Source organism: Bacillus rugosus, from assembly GCF_023238245.1.
Classification (GTDB): Bacteria; Bacillota; Bacilli; order Bacillales; family Bacillaceae; genus Bacillus; species Bacillus rugosus.
In genome coordinates this window covers 3,124,021-3,144,098 of sequence record NZ_CP096590.1, presented here as the reverse complement: position 1 = coordinate 3,144,098, position 20,078 = coordinate 3,124,021, and the positions used below count along the sequence as shown (strand labels likewise).

Here is a 20,078-nt window from a genome sequence, read left to right as displayed (position 1 = left end):
ATGCTCTCCTTTTCCCTTTTCATACCCTCTGCTGTAGCAGCCGAAACCGAAGAAAATACAGATATCGCGCCAAACCAGTATGAGAAGAAAGACATCGAAATTGATACGAATTATTTGCATGAAGATACCTACTATGAAGAGAAAACAGAACTGCCTGAGGAACAGAAGGATATCACTTTTGATAAGCCCGAGGACAAGGACGCCGAGCTGATAAAAGATTTGTTTACATCAACAAATGCCGAAGAATCCAACACGATTGCGGCCCAGTCGAAACAGCTCGGGATTACGTTTGCTGAAAAACCAATCACAAAGACGTCATCCACGGAGACAGAAGAAAGGCAGGAAACATCTTCATTGCTGCTTCCGATTATGTATGTTGTGCTAATCCTGCTCGGCATTGCAGGCATTGTGTTCCTCATCCCAAAAGTCATAGCGCAGGAGAACAAAAAGGCATAGGCTCTGTGCTTGTGTTGTGCAAAAGCGGTACCGTACAATAGGAATGGAAGGAGGAGGTTTCCAATGGATCTTTATATCATCACCGGAGCGTCAAAAGGACTGGGTGAAGCCATTGCATTACAGGCTTTAGAGAAGGGTCATGAAGTCCATGCCTTATCCAGAACGAAAGCGGATGTCTCTCATGAAAAATTGACGCAGCATCAAATAGACCTCATCAATCTTGAACAAGCTGAACAGCAATTTGAAACATTGCTGTCATCCATCAATCCAGATCATTACTCAGGTATTACCCTGATCAACAACGCCGGAATGGTAACGCCGATCAAACGCGCCGGCGAAGCGTCACTTGACGAGCTGCAGCGCCATTATCAGCTGAACCTGACTGCGCCCGTGCTTTTGAGTCAGCTGTTTACAAAACGGTTTGCTTTATACAGCGGAAAAAAGACGGTTGTCAACATTACGTCAGGCGCCGCCAAAAATCCATATAAGGGATGGAGCGCGTATTGCAGCTCAAAAGCCGGGCTCGACATGTTTACGAGGACATTTGGATTTGAACAGGAGGATGAAGAACTGCCGGTGAACATGATTTCTTTCTCACCAGGTGTTATGGACACTGAGATGCAAGCTGTCATCCGTTCTTCATCGAAAAAGGATTTCCACGACATTGAACGTTTCCGGACATTAAATGAAACAGGAAGCCTTCGCAGCCCGTCCTTTATTGCCGGCACGCTGCTTTCTTTATTAGAACAAGGCACGGAAAACGGACGCGTTTACGATATGAAAGAGTTTTTATAGAGCAGACATTTTCTGCTCTTTTTTTTATAAAAAAGGCAATCACCCTCGCACGATGTTGAACAGCCGCATATACTGACTGAAACTCTGCTTTTAGGGTATAACAATGATGACAAGAAGACAAAATGATGTGACATAAGAATTGAGTTTCTCTGCAAATTATGTTAGGATTCTAAAAATATCTAAAGGAGGGGTTTCCATGAGAAAGGTTACATTAATGGATGTTTTCACCCATCCAGTTGCACAAAAATATCTACAGCGTTCCGGTGTGGCACATGCAATTGCCTGCGCTTACCATGCGTACAGGCTGTCTATAAAGGCTGACATCAACCCTGATTTAGCTGCAAAAGCGGCGCTGCTGCATGACATCGGCCATTATGAATGGTATACAGACGGAAAGTGGGATTATGAGAAATACAAAAGAAATGACATTCATGCCATTAAAGGGGCGGAACGGGCGCATAAGCTTCTGATTCGGCTGGGCGAGGAACCGAAAGCTGCTAAAGAGATTGCCCTTGCCATTTTGCTTCATACCGATTCCTATTTACCCGAAGGCGAATTAGAGAAAAACACGCTTCAGCAGATAGTCAAAAAAGCGGACGAACTTGATGAAGAGCCGGGCGGCCACCATCATTACCGCCAAATCGATCCTTCAACTGCACGTAAAAAAATAGAAAAGCTGGACCAATTAATCGACCAAGCCCAGGCATCCATGATAAAGCCTGTATAAGTCCCGTTTTTTCACGGAACAGCGCCAGCTTTCTTCGCTGTCTCCGCTTCACCACCATTTCCTTTACACCCGCTACCAAACATATTCTCCTAAAATCCCCGCGTCCCTGGTTTTATCAGGTAAGCCTGTGTCATTATCCATAATTGCGGCATAAACTGAGATAAAACATAAAAAGGGGATTGAAGTATGGTCAACCAAGGTAGTCCGCAACTGGTCTCTTTAGTCGATCCTTATGTCTATCAGACCATTAAAAAGCTCATCGGCTCAAGGTTCGTGATACAGACAGTACGAGATACGGTCAGAGGCAGACTGATCGATGTAAAACCTGACCATATCACAATTGAAGGTGCCCGAAATTCTGTTTGTTTGATCAGAATCCAGCACATGATTTCCGTCACGCCAGATTACAGTGAGCGGGTTTAACAGTGCTTGCGCATGAAAAATAGGCGTACACCGAGACGTCCTATTTTTCAGTTAAGCGCTGATCATTTCACCAAGATCAAAACCGGCACATTCTTGATAGCAGGCATCTGAAAAACAAAAAGTGACACCGTACACTATAGCCGGAACGGACTGAAAGCTGTTGGTGGACAAGAAAGTGATAGCTTGGCTCATTCTTTACATATACCTGGGGTTTCCCGGAAAACGGGGCACAGAGCAGTGCTGTCTCATCCTCTGACCGTACATTCCCGCTCTTTTTCGGAGAAAGAGGATGCCAGTTCCGAATCTAGATCGTATTTCACAGCCTGCATCACCAACACTCCTTTCATTATATTAAGAGTTCTGATATGAGTTCATTTTTGTTACAATGATGGGGTATAAGTCCTTTTATCTGACAGACAAAGAAAAACTAGGAGGAACAAAGCTTGTTGAAATCAAAAGTCCATTTTTGGACATTGCAGATTTTATTTGTTTTGCTGATTATTTACGTGGCAACAAAGGTTTCATTTGTGTTTCAGCCGTTTATTGTTTTTATCTCGACATTGTTTTTCCCGATGCTGATTGCGGGAATTTTGTATTTCATTTTTAATCCGGTCGTCCGCCTGCTTGAGAAAAAAATTCCGCGGACATTATCCATTCTATTGATCTATTTACTATTTATCGGTTTGCTGGCCTTCGTTTCAGCGTCAGTCGGGCCTGTTATTACATCGCAAGTGACTGGGCTGTTTAACAATCTTCCTGATTACATAAAACAGATTCAGTCGCTGACAAAAGATTTGTCACATTCCCAATGGTTTACCTGGATGATGAATCAGGATTATGTATCGATATCAAAAATTGAACAGTCTTTGACAAGCTTTCTCCAAAACCTGCCGCAAAATATCACGTCCAGTTTATCTGCGGTGTTTGGTGTCGTGACAAACATCACACTTGTTATTATTACTGTTCCATTTATCCTTTTTTACATGCTGAAAGACGGACACCGCTTTCCGCATCTGGCAGTAAAAATTCTTCCGGCTTCTTATCGGACAGAAGGCTTAAAGATTTTTAAAGATTTATCCGATACGCTTGCAGCTTATTTTCAGGGACAGCTGTTGATCTGTCTTTTTGTCGGAACAGCGTGTTTTATTGGCTACTTAATTGCCGGGGTGCCGTATGCTCTGATTCTTGGGATTGTCATGGCGATTACCAATATCATTCCTTATGTCGGGCCTTTTCTCGGTGCTGCTCCGGCCGTCATTGTCGGTTTTATGGACTCTCCGGCCAAAGCGCTGTTTGCGATTATTGTGGTGGTCGTTGTTCAGCAGCTCGACGGGAACCTGCTGTCTCCTCTCGTGATTGGAAAGCGGCTGAATACGCATCCGCTTACGATTATTTTGCTGTTGATCGGAGCGGGAAGCTTCGGCGGAATTCTCGGCATGATTTTAGCAGTGCCGGTCTACGCGGTAGTGAAGGCATTTTTCCTGAATATTGTCCGCTTAATCAAGCTACGCCAGCGGTCACGCCTTGAAGAAAAAGCCAAGTCCGCTGAATAGGCGGGCACCATTTGCGCCTCTTTGCATATGATGCTGTAAATCAATGCGGAGGTGGGGAAATGCCTGCGATCGTAGGTCCGATTTATATTATGTCAATATCAGGTGATGCAGCGGCCAGCTTTGGGGATGTGTTTGCGATTTCGCCAAAGAGCGTTGATCACACAGGCGCAGGATCGGGTGCGTTTCAATTAGGTGATTATATGAAGGTCGATAATAAACACAGTAAAACGATTTTTAATGATGCCGATATCATTGATGAAACAGTGTCGTTTAACGGGTAACAGCCTTTTCAGGAGAGGCTGTTGCTTTTTTATTGTATAATATGGGTAGACTTTGAATAGAGAGGTCATGTTATGAAAATCAGAAAAGCGAATATCAATACGCAAACCGGAATGATCACGGACGTGTATCTGCATGAAAACAGAAAAGAACTGCGCACGCTTGTAGCGGTTCCGCAGCTGGAGTGGAGCACGATTATTTCTTATGAAGAAGATAAAGCATCTCTGCTTGAACGGCTGGAGGCTTCTTTGCGCCGGTATACAGAGGAAGAACCGGCTGGTGAGCTGGCTAAAAAAATCATACATTGGGTAACAGAAATGTAACTGCCCTTGAAAGTTTAGCTCCTGCCTAATCAGGTGATAATGAAGACAAACAAGACGGGAGGACAAGCTTTTGAGTGATGAAAAAATGGATCTCTATTTGCAGCAAGGAATGTATGGGCCCTTGGAGACGAAGCCTGACGAGCGCCATTTATTTTTAGGCTCATTAAGGGAAAGAGTGCTTTTGGCACTGACGAAAGGACAGGTCCTCAGAAGCAAACCGTATGAAAAAGTAGAGAACGCACTGAAAAACAGCAAAAACATAACCCTTTTGATTAATGGAGAGCTTCAGTATCAGTCTTACTCTCCCTATATCCAAATGGCGAACCGGAACGGAGTGCACTTCAAGATTGTATCTGATCTTCAGTTTCATACGCCTTTAGGCCTTGTCATTGCGGCTGACATCGCTGTGAATCGTGAATTGATATATATTCAGGACGACATATTTAACCGGTCAGTGCTGAAACCTTAAGAGACAAACGGACCGTTTGTCTTTTTATTCATGGCAATTCACTTACAACTGGAGATAAGATATAATGTTCTCATACTGATGGCGGGGAGGCCGGCTATGAAAAAAGCACTTATTTGTATTGATTATACGAATGATTTTGTGGCGAGTGACGGAAAATTGACCTGCGGGAAGCCCGGCAGAATGATTGAAGAGGCGATCGTCAATTTGACTGAAGCATTCATCACAAACGGTGATTACGTCGTATTAGCAGTAGATTCTCATGATGAAGGGGATCAATATCACCCTGAAACCCGTCTTTTTCCTCCGCATAATATGAAAGGCACGGAAGGAAAAGATCTGTACGGAAAGCTTTTGCCTCTATATCAGAAACATGAACATGAACCAAATGTTTACTACATGGAAAAAACGAGATATTCTGCTTTTGCGGGAACTGATTTAGAGCTCAAACTCAGAGAGCGGCAGATTGACGAACTGCATCTTGCGGGTGTCTGCACAGATATTTGTGTGTTGCATACAGCGGTTGACGCTTACAACAAAGGTTTCCGGATTGTTGTGCACAAACAGGCTGTTGCCAGCTTTAATCAGGAGGGGCACACGTGGGCTCTTTCCCATTTTGCAAACAGCATCGGAGCGCAAGTGGCAGAGTAAGGAAGGGGAAAAACAGTGTTAGAGTATGGATTTAAAGATGACAGCCTGTCATTACATACAGACCTTTATCAAATCAATATGGCAGAAACTTACTGGAGAGACGGCATTCATGAAAAGAAAGCCATTTTTGAGCTTTTTTTCAGAAGGCTTCCGTTTGAAAACGGCTATGCGGTATTTGCGGGCTTGGAAAAAGCCATCGAATACCTGGAAAACTTTAAGTTTACGGATAGTGACCTGAATTATTTACAGGAAGAACTCGGGTATCATGAAGATTTTATTGAATATTTGCGCGGTTTAACTTTTACAGGTTCACTTTACTCCATGAAAGAAGGAGAGCTCGTATTTAACAATGAGCCGATTATGAGGGTGGAAGCCCCCCTTGTAGAAGCGCAGCTGATTGAAACGGCTTTGCTCAACATTGTGAACTACCAAACATTAATCGCAACAAAGGCTGCCCGGATTAAAGGCGTCATCGGCGATGAAGTCGCGCTTGAGTTCGGAACAAGGCGGGCGCATGAAATGGATGCGGCTATGTGGGGAGCGAGAGCAGCCTTAATCGGCGGCTTTAGCGCGACAAGTAATGTAAGAGCCGGAAAGCGCTTTAATATCCCGGTTTCCGGCACACATGCACATGCGCTTGTGCAGGCTTACCGCGATGAATATACAGCTTTCAAAAAATACGCGGAAACGCATAAGGATTGCGTTTTCTTAGTCGACACGTATGACACGCTTCGTTCAGGCATGCCGAATGCGATTAGAGTGGCCAAGGAATTCGGAGACCGCATCAATTTCATCGGCATCCGCTTGGACAGCGGCGATTTGGCGTACCTGTCAAAAAAAGCCCGGAAAATGCTTGATGAAGCAGGATTTACAGATGCGAAAGTCATTGCTTCAAGTGACTTGGATGAGCATACCATTATGAATTTAAAGGCTCAGGGAGCGCGCATTGATGTCTGGGGTGTCGGTACGAAGCTGATCACGGCCTATGACCAGCCGGCTCTCGGAGCGGTTTACAAACTCGTAGCCATTGAAGAAGACGGGAAAATGGTCGACACGATCAAAATTTCGTCCAATCCTGAAAAAGTGACGACACCGGGCAGAAAGAAAGTGTACCGCATTATCAATCAGTCCAATCACCACTCTGAAGGCGACTATATTGCGCTTTATGATGAGCAGGTGAATGATCAGAAGCGGCTCAGAATGTTCCACCCGGTTCATACATTTATCAGCAAATTTGTCACGAATTTTTATGCGAAGGATCTTCATGAGCTGATTTTTGAAAAGGGTATTCTTTGCTACCAAAACCCTGAGATCTCAGACATACAGCAGTATGTGCAGGATAACCTCAGCCTGCTGTGGGAGGAATATAAGAGAATCAGCAAGCCGGAGGAATATCCGGTTGATTTAAGTGAGGACTGCTGGAGCAATAAAATGCAGCGGATTCACGAAGTGAAAAGCAGACTTGATGAAGAGCTTGAGGAAGAATAAAGAAAACTGGCCTTTCGTTCGCGAAGGGCCAGTTTCTTTTTGAATATATTATTTTTCATGTTTAGACAATTTTCGTCAAATTATTTGATATACTTAGGGGTGAAAAGCTGCGCGTATTGTAAGGGGGGATAAATCAATGAGGGTGTTTGTTGCAAGACAGCCTATTTTTAATAGAAAAGAACAGGTTGTTGCTTATGAACTGCTGTATAGAGAAAGCGAAGAGAATGTATATAGCGCTAAAGACGGCGATCAGGCAACGGCTGATTTGGTGATCAACAGCTTTTTAAATATCGGAATTGAGAAGCTGACGGAAGGGAAACGCTGTTTTGTTAATTTTACGGAAAGCCTGATGTATTCGAATCTTCCCACCTCCTTCAATCCGAAACAGCTTGTCATTGAAATCCTTGAAGATATACCGATCACGCCGGCCCTCATCTCAAGATGCAAAGAGCTGAAAAAAATGGGGTATATGCTGGCACTTGATGATTTTTATGCAATAAACCCGCAAAATGAATGCTTATTGGAAAAGCTCATGAGCTATATTGATATATTGAAAATTGATTTTCTCAAAACAACACGAATGGAACGCAGAAAAATTTTGCAAACCTACGGCTGCAGAGGCTTGATTTTTTTAGCGGAAAAAGTAGAGACCCGAAAGGAATATAAACAAGCGGCACAAGACGGCTTTCAATTATTCCAGGGCTACTTTTTCAGCGAACCGCGCATCATCAGCGGCCATGACCTGTCGACGCATTTCTATTCTTACTATGAACTGCTTAACGAATTGAGCAAAGAACAGCCTAACATACAGCGTGTGACCGAATACATCGAGCGGGATTTATCACTGTCCTATCAAATCTTAAAATTTTTAAACTCATCCCACAGCCGTTTGAGCCAGAAAATTGAAAGCATTCAACAGGCCATTATGCTGCTGGGGTTTAATGAAATCAAACGGTGGATATATATTCTTTCCTTTAAGGATTTAAGCAGAAAAGGGCACTCCAGCAAGCACGAAATCATTAAGATTTCTTTGATGAGAGCAAAGCTTTGTGAACTGCTGGCGAGAAAAGCATCCAGGCCGCAGCCTGCTTCTTATATGCTGATTGGAATGTTTTCTCTCATAGACACCCTGCTGCACCGAGAAATAGAGGAGATTATTCAAGAATTGCCTTTAAAAGATGAAGTCGGGCAAGCGTTATTAGGCTATCAAAACGACTACTATCAAATGCTTGAGCTTGTGAAATTAATTGAAAGCAACAACTGGGACACCTGTACAGAATTAGGCAAAGAACTGGACAAAGAAGAGGCGTATGAATGTTATCTTGAGGCTCTGGAGTGGTGTCATAATCTGATGGACGCAAAATGATTGCGGTCCTCTGACCACCGCAAAGCAAGAATCATTCGGCTTTGCGTCCCGATGAGGCTGATGTAAATGCCGTCGGGATTAAAAACGGTATCCACTTCATGCCGTACGCCCATTTGTTTGATCAGGCGCTTTACAGATTGTTTGTCGGACTGCTCGGCTGAGGTCAGGATGCGGTGCGAGAGCTCCCGCGAGCCCGCAATGCGGTTAAGAACAAGCTGGGCATCGGCGAACAGCCCTGACGCCTCCCTCGCTGAACGGATAAAGTTATCTGTATTGGCAGGAGAAGCTGGAGGGCGGCGAATCTCATACGGATAGGCGTAAAACCAAGGATAATGATATCTCATGGGAGCACCTCACATAAAAGGGATGTTTCTATATGTATAGATCCCTAATTGCCGAATATGACAAAGCGAAAAGGCCACAACTTTAGCGTTGCGGTCTTTTCGGTGTTTGTCGGTCAGGATACGCCAAGAATCGCATCTTCAATTTTGAAAATCAGGCACGAAGGACTATAGTCTTACTTAATAAAAATACGAAACACGTTAAAATCAAGGAGATTAAGAATCTTTCTCAATTTCAGCAGATATATACGCTCTTTCGCATAGAAAGATAGTCCCGTTCTTGTTGTGATTCCTTTGAGTATAAGGGCCTATTGAGATTTGCGGTGTCACGCAGGACTTTTTTGCATACTTTTCGGTGAAAAATAAGCCGAAAGCAGATACACTATTAGTAACAGATCAAATACCTAGGACTCGTTCACCATACACAATTCATTGATCTTTCAAAAAAAGGAGTGTGGAAACGATGGAAAAGAAACTTGAAGAAGTAAAACAATTGTTATTCCGACTCGAACTTGATATTAAAGAAACGACAGATTCATTACGAAACATTAACAAAAGCATTGATCAGCTCGATAAATACAATTATGCAATGAAAATTTCGTGAAAAAGACTTGGAAACAAGTCTTTTTTTTCGTTCTTCCCATACAATAAAAGGATAAAGTATTATATGATTGTTAAAAAACGAAAAACCTGCTGTCCTTTAAATGTCCCATTTAGTAAAATGGAATGGGAGGGGGGAAGTCGTTATTGAGCAGATATGTTTAGATTCTGTCCGGATCAAGGAGAAAATGAAGGAGATTGTAAGCCAAAAAATAATGAATCAGGACTTGGAACGATATCTTCAGAATTTTATTGAGTCTAAGGATACGTTTGAGTTTGCCGATTTGGCTCTTCATCATTATTTAGCTTTTAACGGTCAGGACCAAAAAGCAATCGAATTGCTAGCTGCCGGAATTGAATTGCTTATACTCTCATTCGATATTTATGATGACTTAGAGGATCAAGATAATGGAAGTGCTGTCTGGATGAAGATTGACTCGTCAATTGCTTTAAATGCAGTTACAGCTCTTTACACCCTAAGTATACAAGTGATGTGCCAAGCTAGTCATGAACCAAAATTTTCACAAGAGATATTGAATTTTGCATTACAATCAATTCAAGGCCAGCATGATGATATTGTGAATGCGCCGAAAACTGAAGAAGCCTGTCTTGAAATGATCAAAAATAAATCAGGAGCGCTAACAGCACTGCCCTGTGTTATGGGAGTAATGCTGGCAACCGGCAAATACCATCCAATCGTGGCTTCTTATTCTTATGAACTCGGCATTATTGCACAAATTGAAAATGATTACCAAGGTTTATATTATTTAAATAACGATTTTATTCAGAAGAAAAACACATTGGCATACTTATACTTAAATAAACGTTTTAATGAAGCTTCTGTAGAAATCTTGAGTTGGTATGAAAATGCTGAGTTGTTCTTATCATTAAATCCCAAACATATAAAAGAAAAACTAACTGAGGCAGGCGTAGTGCAATATTTACTTGTGATGAAACACTTGTCATTACAAAAACTAAAAAAAGAAATTGCTAGATTAGAATTACAAGAGAATAAAATAAAAGAATTAATAACAGGAATCATAAAATAAAGGAGGATTTATATGCAGGAAATAGTCGGTTACTTAGTGAAAAATCCAGAAGTTTTAGATGAGGTCATGGAAGGTAGAGCCTCTTTATTGAATATAGATAAGGATCAATTGAAAAGTATAGTTGATGCCTTTAGAGGATTGCAAATTTATACTAATGGTAATTGGGTTCCTTCGTGAGGCTTTATTAAATGAAGGCATGGTACAACAAAGTTTCAATTTTTTTGATTTTAGTGAGTTTAGTCTATGTAAGTTATTTAACGTATATAAGTTCGAGTAAACTTTTAGTTGGTGCAGCAGTAGCCAAAAATCAAGACAATGAAGTTGTAATAACAAATATTGAGGAGTTCTCTACGGCTTATTATTCAGGACTACAAAAAGGGGACGTCATCAAAAGTATCAATAATCATAAAGTTAAACGTCCTCTTGAAGTTCAAAAATATAATTCAAACCATGTGAGCTCAATAGTCGTCGAGAGAAATGGAGCAAAGGTTAAAATTAAGCCTGATTTAATGAATGATGGAAATTTTACTACTTTTGTGATCCCACTAATATTTTATATAGCTTGTCTATTTTGTTGTTTCTTCATTCTAAAAATAAATGAATCGAAAAAACTACTCTCTGCTTTGATTTTAATCATTTTTTTGTTATCTGCTTCTTTAGCTTATTTAAGTGCGGGTGGATCTGCAAAGGGAGACTGGTTAAGCAGATGTATAATGGTATTCACTTTAACATCTGTAATGTTTAACTATCTTCTTTTCTTATATCAGTATTTTAAAGAGCTAGGCACTGTGTTATTTAACAAAAAAGTTTTCATAGTATATGCAATTCCAGTACTAAATCTAGTTTTTGAATTGTTGCGAACTCACCTTTTCTTTAGACATTATGTGCCTAAAATAAATTTACTTTCGTTCTTTATTTCATTTATAATCGTGAGCGTATATTTTGGATCTATTTTAATTAAAAGTAAGGATACTGAACAAGCGCATATTTTAAAAGTTCTTACCATAATTAATATTTTATCTTTTTCGCCGTTTTTGTTTTTATATATAGTACCTTATGTATTCTTAAGCACTGATGGGATTTCTTCTTTTATAGCTGCTTCATTTATGTTCCTAATACCATTTTCTTTGGTTTATCAATTTATGACAAATAAAATTTATAATGTGGATTTTATTTTAAGTAGGTTAAAATATTATGGAATTTTAGCATTAACGCCCACAATTATTTTAGTTACTGTATTTGAGTTAATGGGAAGTCCAACTGGAGATTATTATTATTTCAGACTTGCGATTCTGATGTATATTATTATGGTGGCAGTGTTTTATTATAAAGAAGTTCTTGATTTTAAATTTAGATTAAAAAGGGTTTCGGAAAAATTCAATTATCAAGACAGTATATATAAATTTACGCAACTGATTAGAGACTCAACTTCCCTGACTCAAGTATTTGAAGAACTGAAAAATACTATACTTGAGGTCTCTCTAGTTAGCCGAGCATATGTATATGAAGTTTCAGCAGACGGAAGGATTAAGCTATATGATGATGAGACCGTAAATTCATTCGAAAAAGTCTATCAAAAAGAATTTAGAAAAGTAACATCCGAAATAGGGAAAATTGTTGAATTTAATAAAGGCTTTGTCATGAAGATAGGTGAACGCGGTGGGAAATCATTTGTGATTCTTTGTTTATCTAAAATGAATACGCCCCGCCTCACACTTGAAGAACTTTCTTGGCTGAAAACCTTGGCTTTTTATACAAACGTATCGATCGAAAACGTCATGAAAATTGAAGAGCTGATGAGTCATTTAGAAGAAATAAAACAACAAGAATCAAACCCAGTATGGCTCAAAAAACTCATGTACACCATCGAGGAAAAACAACGCTCTGATCTCGCCCGCGATCTCCACGATTCTGTTCTTCAGGATTTGATTTCCTTAAAACGCCAGTGTGAGCTGTTTTTGGCAGATTTTAAGAAGGACGATAATCCTTGTCAGGAAGAGGTGCAGGACAAGCTTGTACAGATGAATGAGCAGATGTCTGATGTGATTTCGATGACGAGGGAGACGTGTCATGAGCTGCGGCCGCAGCTTCTGTATGATCTTGGGCTGGTGAAGGCGCTGTCGAAGCTTGTGCGCAGCAGCAGGAGCGGGTTCCGTTTCATATCCGTTTAAATACCGGCAGATTTACGGCTTCGCTTGATCTGGATTCGCAGCTGAATTTGTACCGGATCATTCAAGAGTTTCTGTCTAATGCGGTCAAGCACTCTCAGGCGACCGATGTACTGATTATGCTCATCAGTATTCAAAACAAAATCGTTCTTCATTATGAGGACGATGGCGTAGGGTTTGATCAAGAAAAAAATAATGGGCATTCCATGAGTATGGGGCTTTCTGGCATTAAGGAGAGAGTCAGGGCTTTAGATGGACGCCTTCGGATTGAAACAAGTGAAGGAAAGGGCTTTAAGGCTGATATTGAAATCGAATTGTAATGGTTTTATAACGGAAACGACTTGGCACAAGCCAAGTCTTTTTTATAAAATGGAAAAGAGTGAGTAAAAGGGAGGAAAACATGAAAAAGATACTAGTGATTGATGACCATCCGGCTGTCATGGAAGGCACCAAGACAATTTTGGAAACGGATTCGAATCTGTCTGTTGATTGTCTCAGTCCTGAACCGACCGAACAGTTTATTAAGCAGCATGATTTCTCGTCATATGATCTCATTTTAATGGATCTGAATTTAGGCGGCGAGGTTAATGGGATGGAGCTTTCTAAACAGATTTTACAAGAGAATCCTCAGTGTAAAATTATCGTTTATACCGGTTATGAGGTCGAGGATTATTTTGAGGAAGCGATTCGTGCGGGTCTGCACGGTGCCATCAGCAAAACGGAATCTAAAGAAAAGATCACCCAATACATATACCACGTACTCAACGGAGAAATTTTAGTCGATTTTGCTTACTTTAAACAGCTAATGACTCAGCAAAAAACAAAGCCGGCTCCTTCCTCTCAAAAAGAACAAGATGTGCTCACACCTAGAGAATGCCTGATTCTCCAAGAAGTTGAAAAGGGTTTTACAAACCAAGAAATCGCAGATGCACTTCATTTAAGCAAGCGGTCCATTGAATACAGCCTAACATCTATTTTCAATAAGCTGAATGTCGGTTCCCGGACGGAAGCGGTTTTGATTGCGAAATCAGACGGTGTACTTTAAATAAAGGGGGTTGTATATAATGGATATGAAACACACATTGCTTGAAGCACTTGGAATTGAGATTGTTGAAAACACAGCGGAACGATGCATTGCGGTCATGCCGGTGGATCATCGGACGGTGCAGCCTTTCGGATATTTGCATGGAGGTGCTTCAGTAGCTCTGGCGGAAACCGCGGCTAGCGCAGGGGCGCAGAACCTGATTGATCACACTGCACAAGCTTGTGTCGGTTTGGAGATTAATGCCAACCATTTAAAATCCGTAAAGGAAGGAAAGGTAAAGGCAGTAGCCGAACCCGTTCATATAGGCAGAACGACTATTGTCTATCAAATTCACATTTATGACGAGCAAGAGAGGCTGATCTGTATCTCCAGATGCACGCTGGCTGTCATCAAGAAATAAAAAAACAGCCGGAACTCTGCCTGTCCGGCTGCTTATTTTTATAAGTAAGAATCCTCTTTTCGTTTAATCACAAAGTTTCTGATCCCGTTATAGTCATCCTGTACACTTCTCTTATCAAGCTTGACGCCGGAGTTGTACGCAGCACGGCAGATCAAGTGTCCCCCGACAGGCGACGTAATAAAGATAAAGAGAATCCCGAGCAGGATTTTAGCGGAAATGTTCCCCGTTACAAACCACAAATAGAAGAAGACACCAAGCAGAATCATATTGACGCCTAACGTTGAGCCTTTAGATGCAGCATGAGAACGTGTAAACACATCAGGAAGGCGAATTACTCCTAATGAAGCAACGAGGCACACAAGTGCGCCAAGCAAAATGAATACAGCCACTACGACCTTAGCGATTTCGATCATTTTCGATAATCTCTCCTTTCTCCAGGAACTTGGAAAATGCGATCGTTCCGATAAATGATAAAATCCCCAGCAGCAAAATAATATCCAGAAATGCACTTGTGTTCAGCAATATGGAGACAAGCGCCGTGATTGCGATCAGATTAATGCCGATTGCATCTAGAGCCACGACCCGGTCAGGCACAGTCGGCCCTTTAATGACACGAATGACATACAAAAAGGTAGACACAGCCACAATGCCGAGTGCGAGTTGCAGAATCAGTGTAAACATCAGCGGCTCACCTCCTGTATGGCTTTTTCGAATGACTCGCGAATATCAAAAATGGCTTTTTCCGCATCCTCGATATCCATCGCGTGAATATATAGAATCGTCCTGTCATCTGAAATATCCATTACCAAGGTTCCCGGCGTTAACGTAATGAGCAGTGACAGCAGGGTGATTTCCCAATCCGTCGTGAGCTCTGTTTTAAAAGCGAAAATGCCCGGTCTGATATTCAGTTTCGGCGATAGGACTGATTTCAGCACACTGACATTGGCAAGGTACAGTTCCTTTAAAAAAATCAAAAAGAGTTTGATGATAGAAATCATTTTCCAAAGATAAAACTGGCGAGTAAAAAAGCGCCGGAAGAAAAAGAGAGAGAGCATTCCCAGAATATAACCTGTGAAGAATCCTGCGGTGCTTGGACTATTGCTCAAGAACATCCAGCAAAAAGCGAGAAACACATTTAATAAAATTTGAAATGCCATGCGATCTACTCCTTCAAAACAGCTTCAATATATTTTTCCGGATTCAGCAACGTCTCGGCCGCTTGATCAACGTAAGGCGACACCCATTCTGTACCCAATCCGAAGAGAAGAGACAGTAAGAGAAAAATAGCTGCCGGATAAAGAAGTCCTTTAGCTGTTTTATGATTTGGTTTTGGTGTTTCTTTTTCTTCGCCCCAAAACGCATGTATAAAGATCCTCAGCACAGAGTAAAGTACGAGCAGACTCGAAAGCAAAATCAGCATGGAAATCGTAAATTCACCTTCTGCGAAGCCGCCTTCCGCAATCTTAAATTTGCCGACAAATCCGCTGAGAGGCGGGATGCCAGCAAGAGAAATAGCTGAAATGAAAAACATCCATCCAAGAACAGGGTAGCGTTTGATCAGCCCGCCCATTTTTTTCAGGCTCGCTGTTCCTGTCAATGCGATCAGCGTGCCCGCCAGCATAAATAAAGCGCCTTTAATCAGCATATCGTGAATCAGGTAGTAAATCGCGCCCTGAATTGATGCGGGGGTATGAACTGCCACACCGAACAAAATCACGCCGACAGCAGTAATAATGTTGTAGATCACAATTTTCATGACATCCGAATAAGCGAGTGAACCGATAACACCGAAAATCACAGTCAGCGCCGCCAGCCAAATCATCAGCTGATGGGTAAAGGCTGTATCGTGAATAAAAATCAATGTGAAGACCCTAGTAATCGCATATAAACCGACTTTTGTGAGCAATGCACCGAACAACGCGGAGATTGCCGCCGGAGGAGCGTAATACGACCCTGGAAGCCAAAAGTAGAGGGGGAAGATTCCGCCCTTCATGCCAAATACCAATAGCAGCAGGACACCAATCACAGTGATCAGCCCGGTTTGTCCTGATTCGCTGATTTTCACACTAAGGTCCGCCATGTTTAACGTACCGGTTACAGCGTATAAAAAGCCGACACCGATGACAAACAAGGCAGACGATACGATATTAAACACAATATATTTAAGGGACTCCCGCAGCTGAATTTTTGTGCCGCCTAATACAATCAGCATATAGGAAGCGATGAGCAGAAGCTCAAAAAATACGTACATATTAAATAAATCGCCTGTTAAAAACGCTCCGTTGACACCGGCAAGCAAAAACTGAACGCCGGAGTAATAAAAGGAACGCTCCCGTTTTTCACCGACTGAACGGAAGGAATAAAGCACAACCAATAAACCGATTATCGATGTTGTGAGAACGAGCAGGCTGGCGAATTGGTCTGCGACCAGCACAATGCCGTACGGCGCTTTCCAGCCGCCCAAACTGAGTGTCTGGATCCCATTTGTAAAGACTGTCTGTACGAGTATGCCACTGATCACAATCCCGATTGCCGATGCCGCAGTGCTGAAGATCCGCATGAGCATAAGATTCTTCGTCATGAAAATCAGCAGAATGGCCGACAGGAGCGGGATCAGGATTGGCAAAATAACAAAATTATTCATGTTGATCATTTCCCCTCATTTGATCCATATCGTCCGATTTCAATTCCTGATAAGCGCGGAAGGCCATGACGAGGATGAATGATGTGACGCCAAACGAAATGACAATTGCCGTCAAAATCAGGGCTTGCGGAAGCGGATCGACAAATGATTTGGCATGCTCGCTCAAAATCGGAGCGGCACCTTTCTTTAATCCTCCCATAGTCAAAAGCATTAAATGAACGCCATGGCTTAACAGTGCTGTTCCGATAATGACGCGAAGCAGGCTTTTAGACAGCAGCAAATACGTAGCAGCCATAAAAATAATACCGGCTAAAACAGCCATTAAGATTTCCATTATTCTTCCTCTCCAATCGTTTGAATAATGGTCATCGTAATGCCTACGACAACAAGATAAACGCCTAAATCAAATATCGTCGCCGTGGCGAGCTCCGTTTTCCCAAAGATCGGAAGCTGAAAGTATCCGAATGTATGGGTTAAAAAAGGAGCCCCGAAGACAAAGGAGCCAACCCCGGTCAAAACAGCGAGCAGAAGGCCGGCTCCCGCGATATAAATGAAATTAACCGGCAAAATGGAACGAACGGTTTTTAAATCATATGCCAGAAGTAATAGAACGATGGAAGAGGACGTGATCAGCCCGCCGACAAATCCTCCTCCAGGCGCGTTATGCCCTGATAAAAATAAATAGAAAGAGAAAAGCAAAATGATAAAGGATACAAGTTTTGTCACGGTTTGAAGAATCAAGTCATTTGTTTTTTGTTCATTCACCGCTTTTCCCCTCCTCTTTTACTTTTGTTTTAATCATGCTGTAAATGCCGAGAGCGGCAATGGTTAATACCGTAATTTCAAACATTGTATCAAAGCCCCTGAAATCAACGAGGATGACATTGACGACATTATCCCCTCCGCCGAGATCATGGCTGTGTTTTAAGAAGAAGGATGAAATGCTGTCCTTTGTCCGCTGGCTTGAAGATGCAATACCAAGCAGGGTGACGATAATGCCGACGCCTAAAGCAATGATAAAGTTCGTCAATCGGAACGTTCTCGTTTTCTTTTTCAGCCTCAGTTTCGGCAGGTGGTAGAAACAAAGCAGGAACAGTGCCACAGAAATGGTTTCAATGACTAGCTGAGTCAATGCTAAGTCCGGCGCCCTGAAAATCACAAAAAACAGTGCGAGCGTATAACCGACAACACCGAGCGAGATAATCGCCGTCAGTCTTGATCTGGCAAAAACAGTCGCCGCTGTGGCGCTGATCATGACAACCGTCAAAATGATTTCGTATACGCCGATTTTAGCCATGCCTTCCGTTGTAAAGGAAAACCCGCCTTTGATGACAAAAGCTCCGCCCATCAGAATGATGAAACCAGCGAAGATATACAGCAAATAATCTCTTAAAAACCCGGTCATATATTGTTTGGTGACTCGATAAGACCCTTTCTCCATCAGCGTCACAAGCTTGTCGTATAACCGGTTGAGTGTGAGCTTGGAAGGAAACAGCTTATAGATTCCCTTCCACTTATTCATTGCCATATATCCAAGTGTGCCGAGAACAACGATGCCAGCTGTCATCTTCAATTCGGTCGTCGGCCCATGCCATTGTGAAATGTGAACATGGAATTTCTCATGGCTGTCCAGCAGTGTCGGGTAGATCGAGTTCATCGCAGGCTCTATCAAGCTGTACGACAATATATTCGGGAAAAAGAAGAGGCTGACAGCCAGAGCGACAAGTATGACAGGTGATACGAGCATGCCAATCGGTGCTTCGTGAGCCTGTTTTTCAAGCTGCTCAGGCTGGTAACTTCCTCTAAATGTTTTAAACAGCAATTTCATGCTGTAGATAAACGTAAATACGCTTCCGATCCAGGCGAAAACAGGGAATAACATGCCCCATGTCTGTACGTTGAACAGATCGAAATGTGTGATGCGAAGCATGCTTGTGAAAAACATTTCTTTACTCAAAAACCCGTTAAACGGCGGAAGGCCGGCCATTGAAAATGTTCCGATTAAGGAAATCGTAAATGTAATCGGCATAATCGCCATCAGGCCGCCGAGCTTCCGGACATCCCGTGTGCCTGTTTCGTGATCGATAATCCCGACTGCCATAAACAAGCTTCCTTTAAAAGTAGCGTGATTGATTAAATGGAAAATGGCAGCCATAGCGGCAACTGTATAATACTCTGTATGGCCATAATGAAGGGCCGCAGCACTGACTCCGAGCATGGAGATGATCATTCCGAGCTGGCTGACGGTTGAAAATGCCAAAATCGATTTTAAATCAGTTTGTTTCACGGCATGGAATGAACCCCAAACCATCGTAAAGAGCCCAACGAGGGAAACGATCCAAAACCACTGAGCTGAAAAGGCGAAAATAGGACTAAATCTCGCAATCACATAAATGCCGGCTTTGACCATAGTAGCTGAATGGAGATAAGCGCTGACAGGTGTCGGAGCTTCCATCGCATCAGGCAGCCAGATATAAAAAGGGAATTGCGCGGATTTCGTAAATGCCCCTAGTAAAATGAGAATCATAGCCGGGATAAACAAGTCGTGGCCGGCAATTAATTGAACCTGATGAATCATCTCTCTAATACTGAAGGAATCCGTTATCAGATATAGGAGAATAAATCCGCCGAGCATGCACAGCCCGCCGCTGACCGTAATCAAAAGTGATTTGGCGGCGCCGTAGCGAGACTTTTCACGCTTATACCAATAGCCGATCAGCAAAAAGGATGAAAGGCTGGTGAGCTCCCAAAACATGTAGAGAACCATGACATTGTCTACAAGAACGACACCGAGCATGGCGCCCATGAACATCAATAAGTAGACATAAAAGGGACCAAGCTGTTCTTTTTCTTTCGATAAATAATAAATGCTGTAAAGAGTGACCAAAGAGCCGATGCCTGTGATCAGCAAGGCGAATAATAATCCGAGACCGTCTATATAAACGGTAAAATTAATGCCAAGTGAAGGAATCCACTCAAATACCGACCGCAATGTTTCTCCGGATTGTGTCATCCTGATCATTGGGAGAAAGTATATAAACAGCAAGACGGGCAGGACCAACACAAACCAGCCCGTGTGCACTCTTTTTGCGTATTTTGCCAAGAAGGGAATGATAAAAGCAAATAAGAAAGGCGATAAAATAGCAAAGTGTAAGAGCTGCAAAGATAAGACCTCCTTTTTCTCTTTCTCAATTGAAAAATGCGCTATGTATCAAATATACGGTCAAACGACCTAGTCCAAATTATATCGCACTTTTCTGCAAGCTGCCATGCTTCGAACTGCGCAATGAGCTTTTATGGGTTC

Annotated in this window: 24 protein-coding genes and 2 pseudogenes; 17 read left to right on the top strand and 9 right to left on the bottom strand. The window is 42.2% G+C overall.

Annotated elements, in window-relative coordinates:
* The 11 genes from essA (at position 1) to pdeH (ending at position 8,527) form a co-directional block, all read left to right on the top strand.
* Positions 1-456 carry a type VII secretion protein EssA gene (gene essA, locus M0696_RS16040; RefSeq protein WP_222142445.1) on the top strand — a complete coding sequence of 152 codons (456 nt, stop codon included), beginning with the start codon at positions 1-3 and terminating at the stop codon, positions 454-456.
* Between the two features lie 63 nt (positions 457-519).
* Positions 520-1,251: a (S)-benzoin forming benzil reductase gene (locus M0696_RS16035; protein WP_222141951.1), complete on the top strand. Its 732-nt coding sequence runs from the start codon at positions 520-522 to the stop codon at positions 1,249-1,251.
* Between the two features lie 196 nt (positions 1,252-1,447).
* Positions 1,448-1,978, top strand: a complete 531-nt coding sequence (locus M0696_RS16030; RefSeq protein ID WP_166848844.1) for an HD domain-containing protein — start codon at positions 1,448-1,450, stop codon at positions 1,976-1,978.
* A gap of 186 nt (positions 1,979-2,164) precedes the next feature.
* The gene (locus M0696_RS16025) at positions 2,165-2,401 is read left to right on the top strand and encodes a YuzF family protein (protein WP_003220677.1); all 237 of its coding nucleotides are present in this window, start codon (positions 2,165-2,167) and stop codon (positions 2,399-2,401) included.
* Positions 2,402-2,844: 443 nt separating this feature from the next.
* A complete protein-coding gene (locus M0696_RS16020; protein WP_248602152.1) occupies positions 2,845-3,954 on the top strand; it encodes an AI-2E family transporter in 1,110 nt (369 codons plus the stop codon).
* Positions 3,955-4,013: 59 nt separating this feature from the next.
* Positions 4,014-4,235, top strand: coding sequence for a spore germination protein (locus tag M0696_RS16015; RefSeq protein ID WP_166848850.1), 222 nt, complete (start codon positions 4,014-4,016; stop codon positions 4,233-4,235).
* A 72-nt stretch (positions 4,236-4,307) separates the two neighbouring features.
* Positions 4,308-4,556 (top strand): YueH family protein, encoded by a 249-nt coding sequence (locus M0696_RS16010; protein WP_248602151.1) that lies wholly within the window; start codon positions 4,308-4,310, stop codon positions 4,554-4,556.
* Positions 4,557-4,626: 70 nt separating this feature from the next.
* Entirely contained in the window at positions 4,627-5,025 is a 399-nt protein-coding gene (locus M0696_RS16005; protein ID WP_166848854.1) for a YueI family protein, read from the top strand.
* 96 nt (positions 5,026-5,121) lie between these two features.
* On the top strand, positions 5,122-5,673 hold the full coding sequence (locus M0696_RS16000; protein ID WP_166848857.1) for a cysteine hydrolase family protein: 552 nt from the start codon (positions 5,122-5,124) through the stop codon (positions 5,671-5,673).
* Between the two features lie 15 nt (positions 5,674-5,688).
* Complete coding sequence (locus tag M0696_RS15995; protein WP_014114988.1) at positions 5,689-7,161, top strand: nicotinate phosphoribosyltransferase; 1,473 nt, start codon at positions 5,689-5,691, stop codon at positions 7,159-7,161.
* 136 nt (positions 7,162-7,297) lie between these two features.
* Positions 7,298-8,527, top strand: coding sequence for a cyclic di-GMP phosphodiesterase (gene pdeH / locus M0696_RS15990; RefSeq protein ID WP_248602150.1), 1,230 nt, complete (start codon positions 7,298-7,300; stop codon positions 8,525-8,527).
* On the opposite strand, the gene M0696_RS15985 is transcribed toward pdeH, so the two are convergent.
* Together M0696_RS15985 and M0696_RS15980 are read right to left on the bottom strand one after the other, a co-directional pair.
* On the bottom strand, positions 8,503-8,871 hold the full coding sequence (locus tag M0696_RS15985; RefSeq protein WP_166848863.1) for a YuzC family spore coat inner layer protein: 369 nt from the start codon (positions 8,869-8,871) through the stop codon (positions 8,503-8,505). The two genes, pdeH and M0696_RS15985, sit on opposite strands and share 25 nt — an antisense overlap.
* Positions 8,872-9,047: 176 nt before the next feature.
* Positions 9,048-9,110, bottom strand: a pseudogene (locus M0696_RS15980) (hypothetical protein); the annotation flags it as partial.
* Between the two features lie 221 nt (positions 9,111-9,331).
* Here M0696_RS15980 and degQ point away from each other — a divergent pair.
* From degQ to M0696_RS15950, 6 genes and pseudogenes are all read left to right on the top strand, one after another.
* Positions 9,332-9,472, top strand: a complete 141-nt coding sequence (degQ, locus tag M0696_RS15975) for a degradation enzyme regulation protein DegQ (RefSeq protein ID WP_003220708.1) — start codon at positions 9,332-9,334, stop codon at positions 9,470-9,472.
* Positions 9,473-9,656: 184 nt separating this feature from the next.
* A complete protein-coding gene (locus M0696_RS15970) occupies positions 9,657-10,517 on the top strand; it encodes a polyprenyl synthetase family protein (protein ID WP_248602149.1) in 861 nt (286 codons plus the stop codon).
* 12 nt (positions 10,518-10,529) lie between these two features.
* The gene (gene comX, locus M0696_RS15965; protein ID WP_015384519.1) at positions 10,530-10,694 is read left to right on the top strand and encodes a competence pheromone ComX; all 165 of its coding nucleotides are present in this window, start codon (positions 10,530-10,532) and stop codon (positions 10,692-10,694) included.
* A gap of 11 nt (positions 10,695-10,705) precedes the next feature.
* A pseudogene (locus M0696_RS15960) lies at positions 10,706-13,005 on the top strand (histidine kinase).
* An 80-nt stretch (positions 13,006-13,085) separates the two neighbouring features.
* Positions 13,086-13,730, top strand: a complete 645-nt coding sequence (gene comA, locus M0696_RS15955) for a two-component system response regulator ComA (RefSeq protein WP_166848873.1) — start codon at positions 13,086-13,088, stop codon at positions 13,728-13,730.
* A 19-nt stretch (positions 13,731-13,749) separates the two neighbouring features.
* Positions 13,750-14,130, top strand: coding sequence for a hotdog fold thioesterase (locus tag M0696_RS15950; protein WP_248602148.1), 381 nt, complete (start codon positions 13,750-13,752; stop codon positions 14,128-14,130).
* Between the two features lie 38 nt (positions 14,131-14,168).
* Here M0696_RS15950 and mnhG read toward each other — a convergent pair whose 3' ends face one another.
* The 7 genes from mnhG to M0696_RS15915 are packed head-to-tail and all read right to left on the bottom strand — an operon-like array spanning position 14,169 to position 19,937.
* A complete protein-coding gene (mnhG, locus tag M0696_RS15945) occupies positions 14,169-14,543 on the bottom strand; it encodes a monovalent cation/H(+) antiporter subunit G (RefSeq protein ID WP_166848879.1) in 375 nt (124 codons plus the stop codon).
* Positions 14,527-14,811 carry a Na(+)/H(+) antiporter subunit F1 gene (locus M0696_RS15940; RefSeq protein ID WP_166848882.1) on the bottom strand — a complete coding sequence of 95 codons (285 nt, stop codon included), beginning with the start codon at positions 14,809-14,811 and terminating at the stop codon, positions 14,527-14,529. Before M0696_RS15940 ends, mnhG begins: the two co-directional genes overlap by 17 nt.
* On the bottom strand, positions 14,811-15,287 hold the full coding sequence (locus M0696_RS15935) for a Na+/H+ antiporter subunit E (RefSeq protein ID WP_166848885.1): 477 nt from the start codon (positions 15,285-15,287) through the stop codon (positions 14,811-14,813). The genes M0696_RS15940 and M0696_RS15935 overlap by 1 nt, the downstream gene beginning before the upstream one ends.
* A 5-nt stretch (positions 15,288-15,292) precedes the next feature.
* Positions 15,293-16,774, bottom strand: a complete 1,482-nt coding sequence (locus tag M0696_RS15930; protein WP_248602147.1) for a Na+/H+ antiporter subunit D — start codon at positions 16,772-16,774, stop codon at positions 15,293-15,295.
* The gene (locus M0696_RS15925; RefSeq protein WP_003220730.1) at positions 16,767-17,108 is read right to left on the bottom strand and encodes a Na(+)/H(+) antiporter subunit C; all 342 of its coding nucleotides are present in this window, start codon (positions 17,106-17,108) and stop codon (positions 16,767-16,769) included. Before M0696_RS15925 ends, M0696_RS15930 begins: the two co-directional genes overlap by 8 nt.
* Entirely contained in the window at positions 17,108-17,539 is a 432-nt protein-coding gene (locus M0696_RS15920) for a Na(+)/H(+) antiporter subunit B (RefSeq protein WP_166848893.1), read from the bottom strand. The genes M0696_RS15925 and M0696_RS15920 overlap by 1 nt, the downstream gene beginning before the upstream one ends.
* Positions 17,532-19,937 (bottom strand): Na+/H+ antiporter subunit A, encoded by a 2,406-nt coding sequence (locus tag M0696_RS15915; protein ID WP_248602146.1) that lies wholly within the window; start codon positions 19,935-19,937, stop codon positions 17,532-17,534. Before M0696_RS15915 ends, M0696_RS15920 begins: the two co-directional genes overlap by 8 nt.
* Positions 19,938-20,078: the final 141 nt, after the last annotated feature.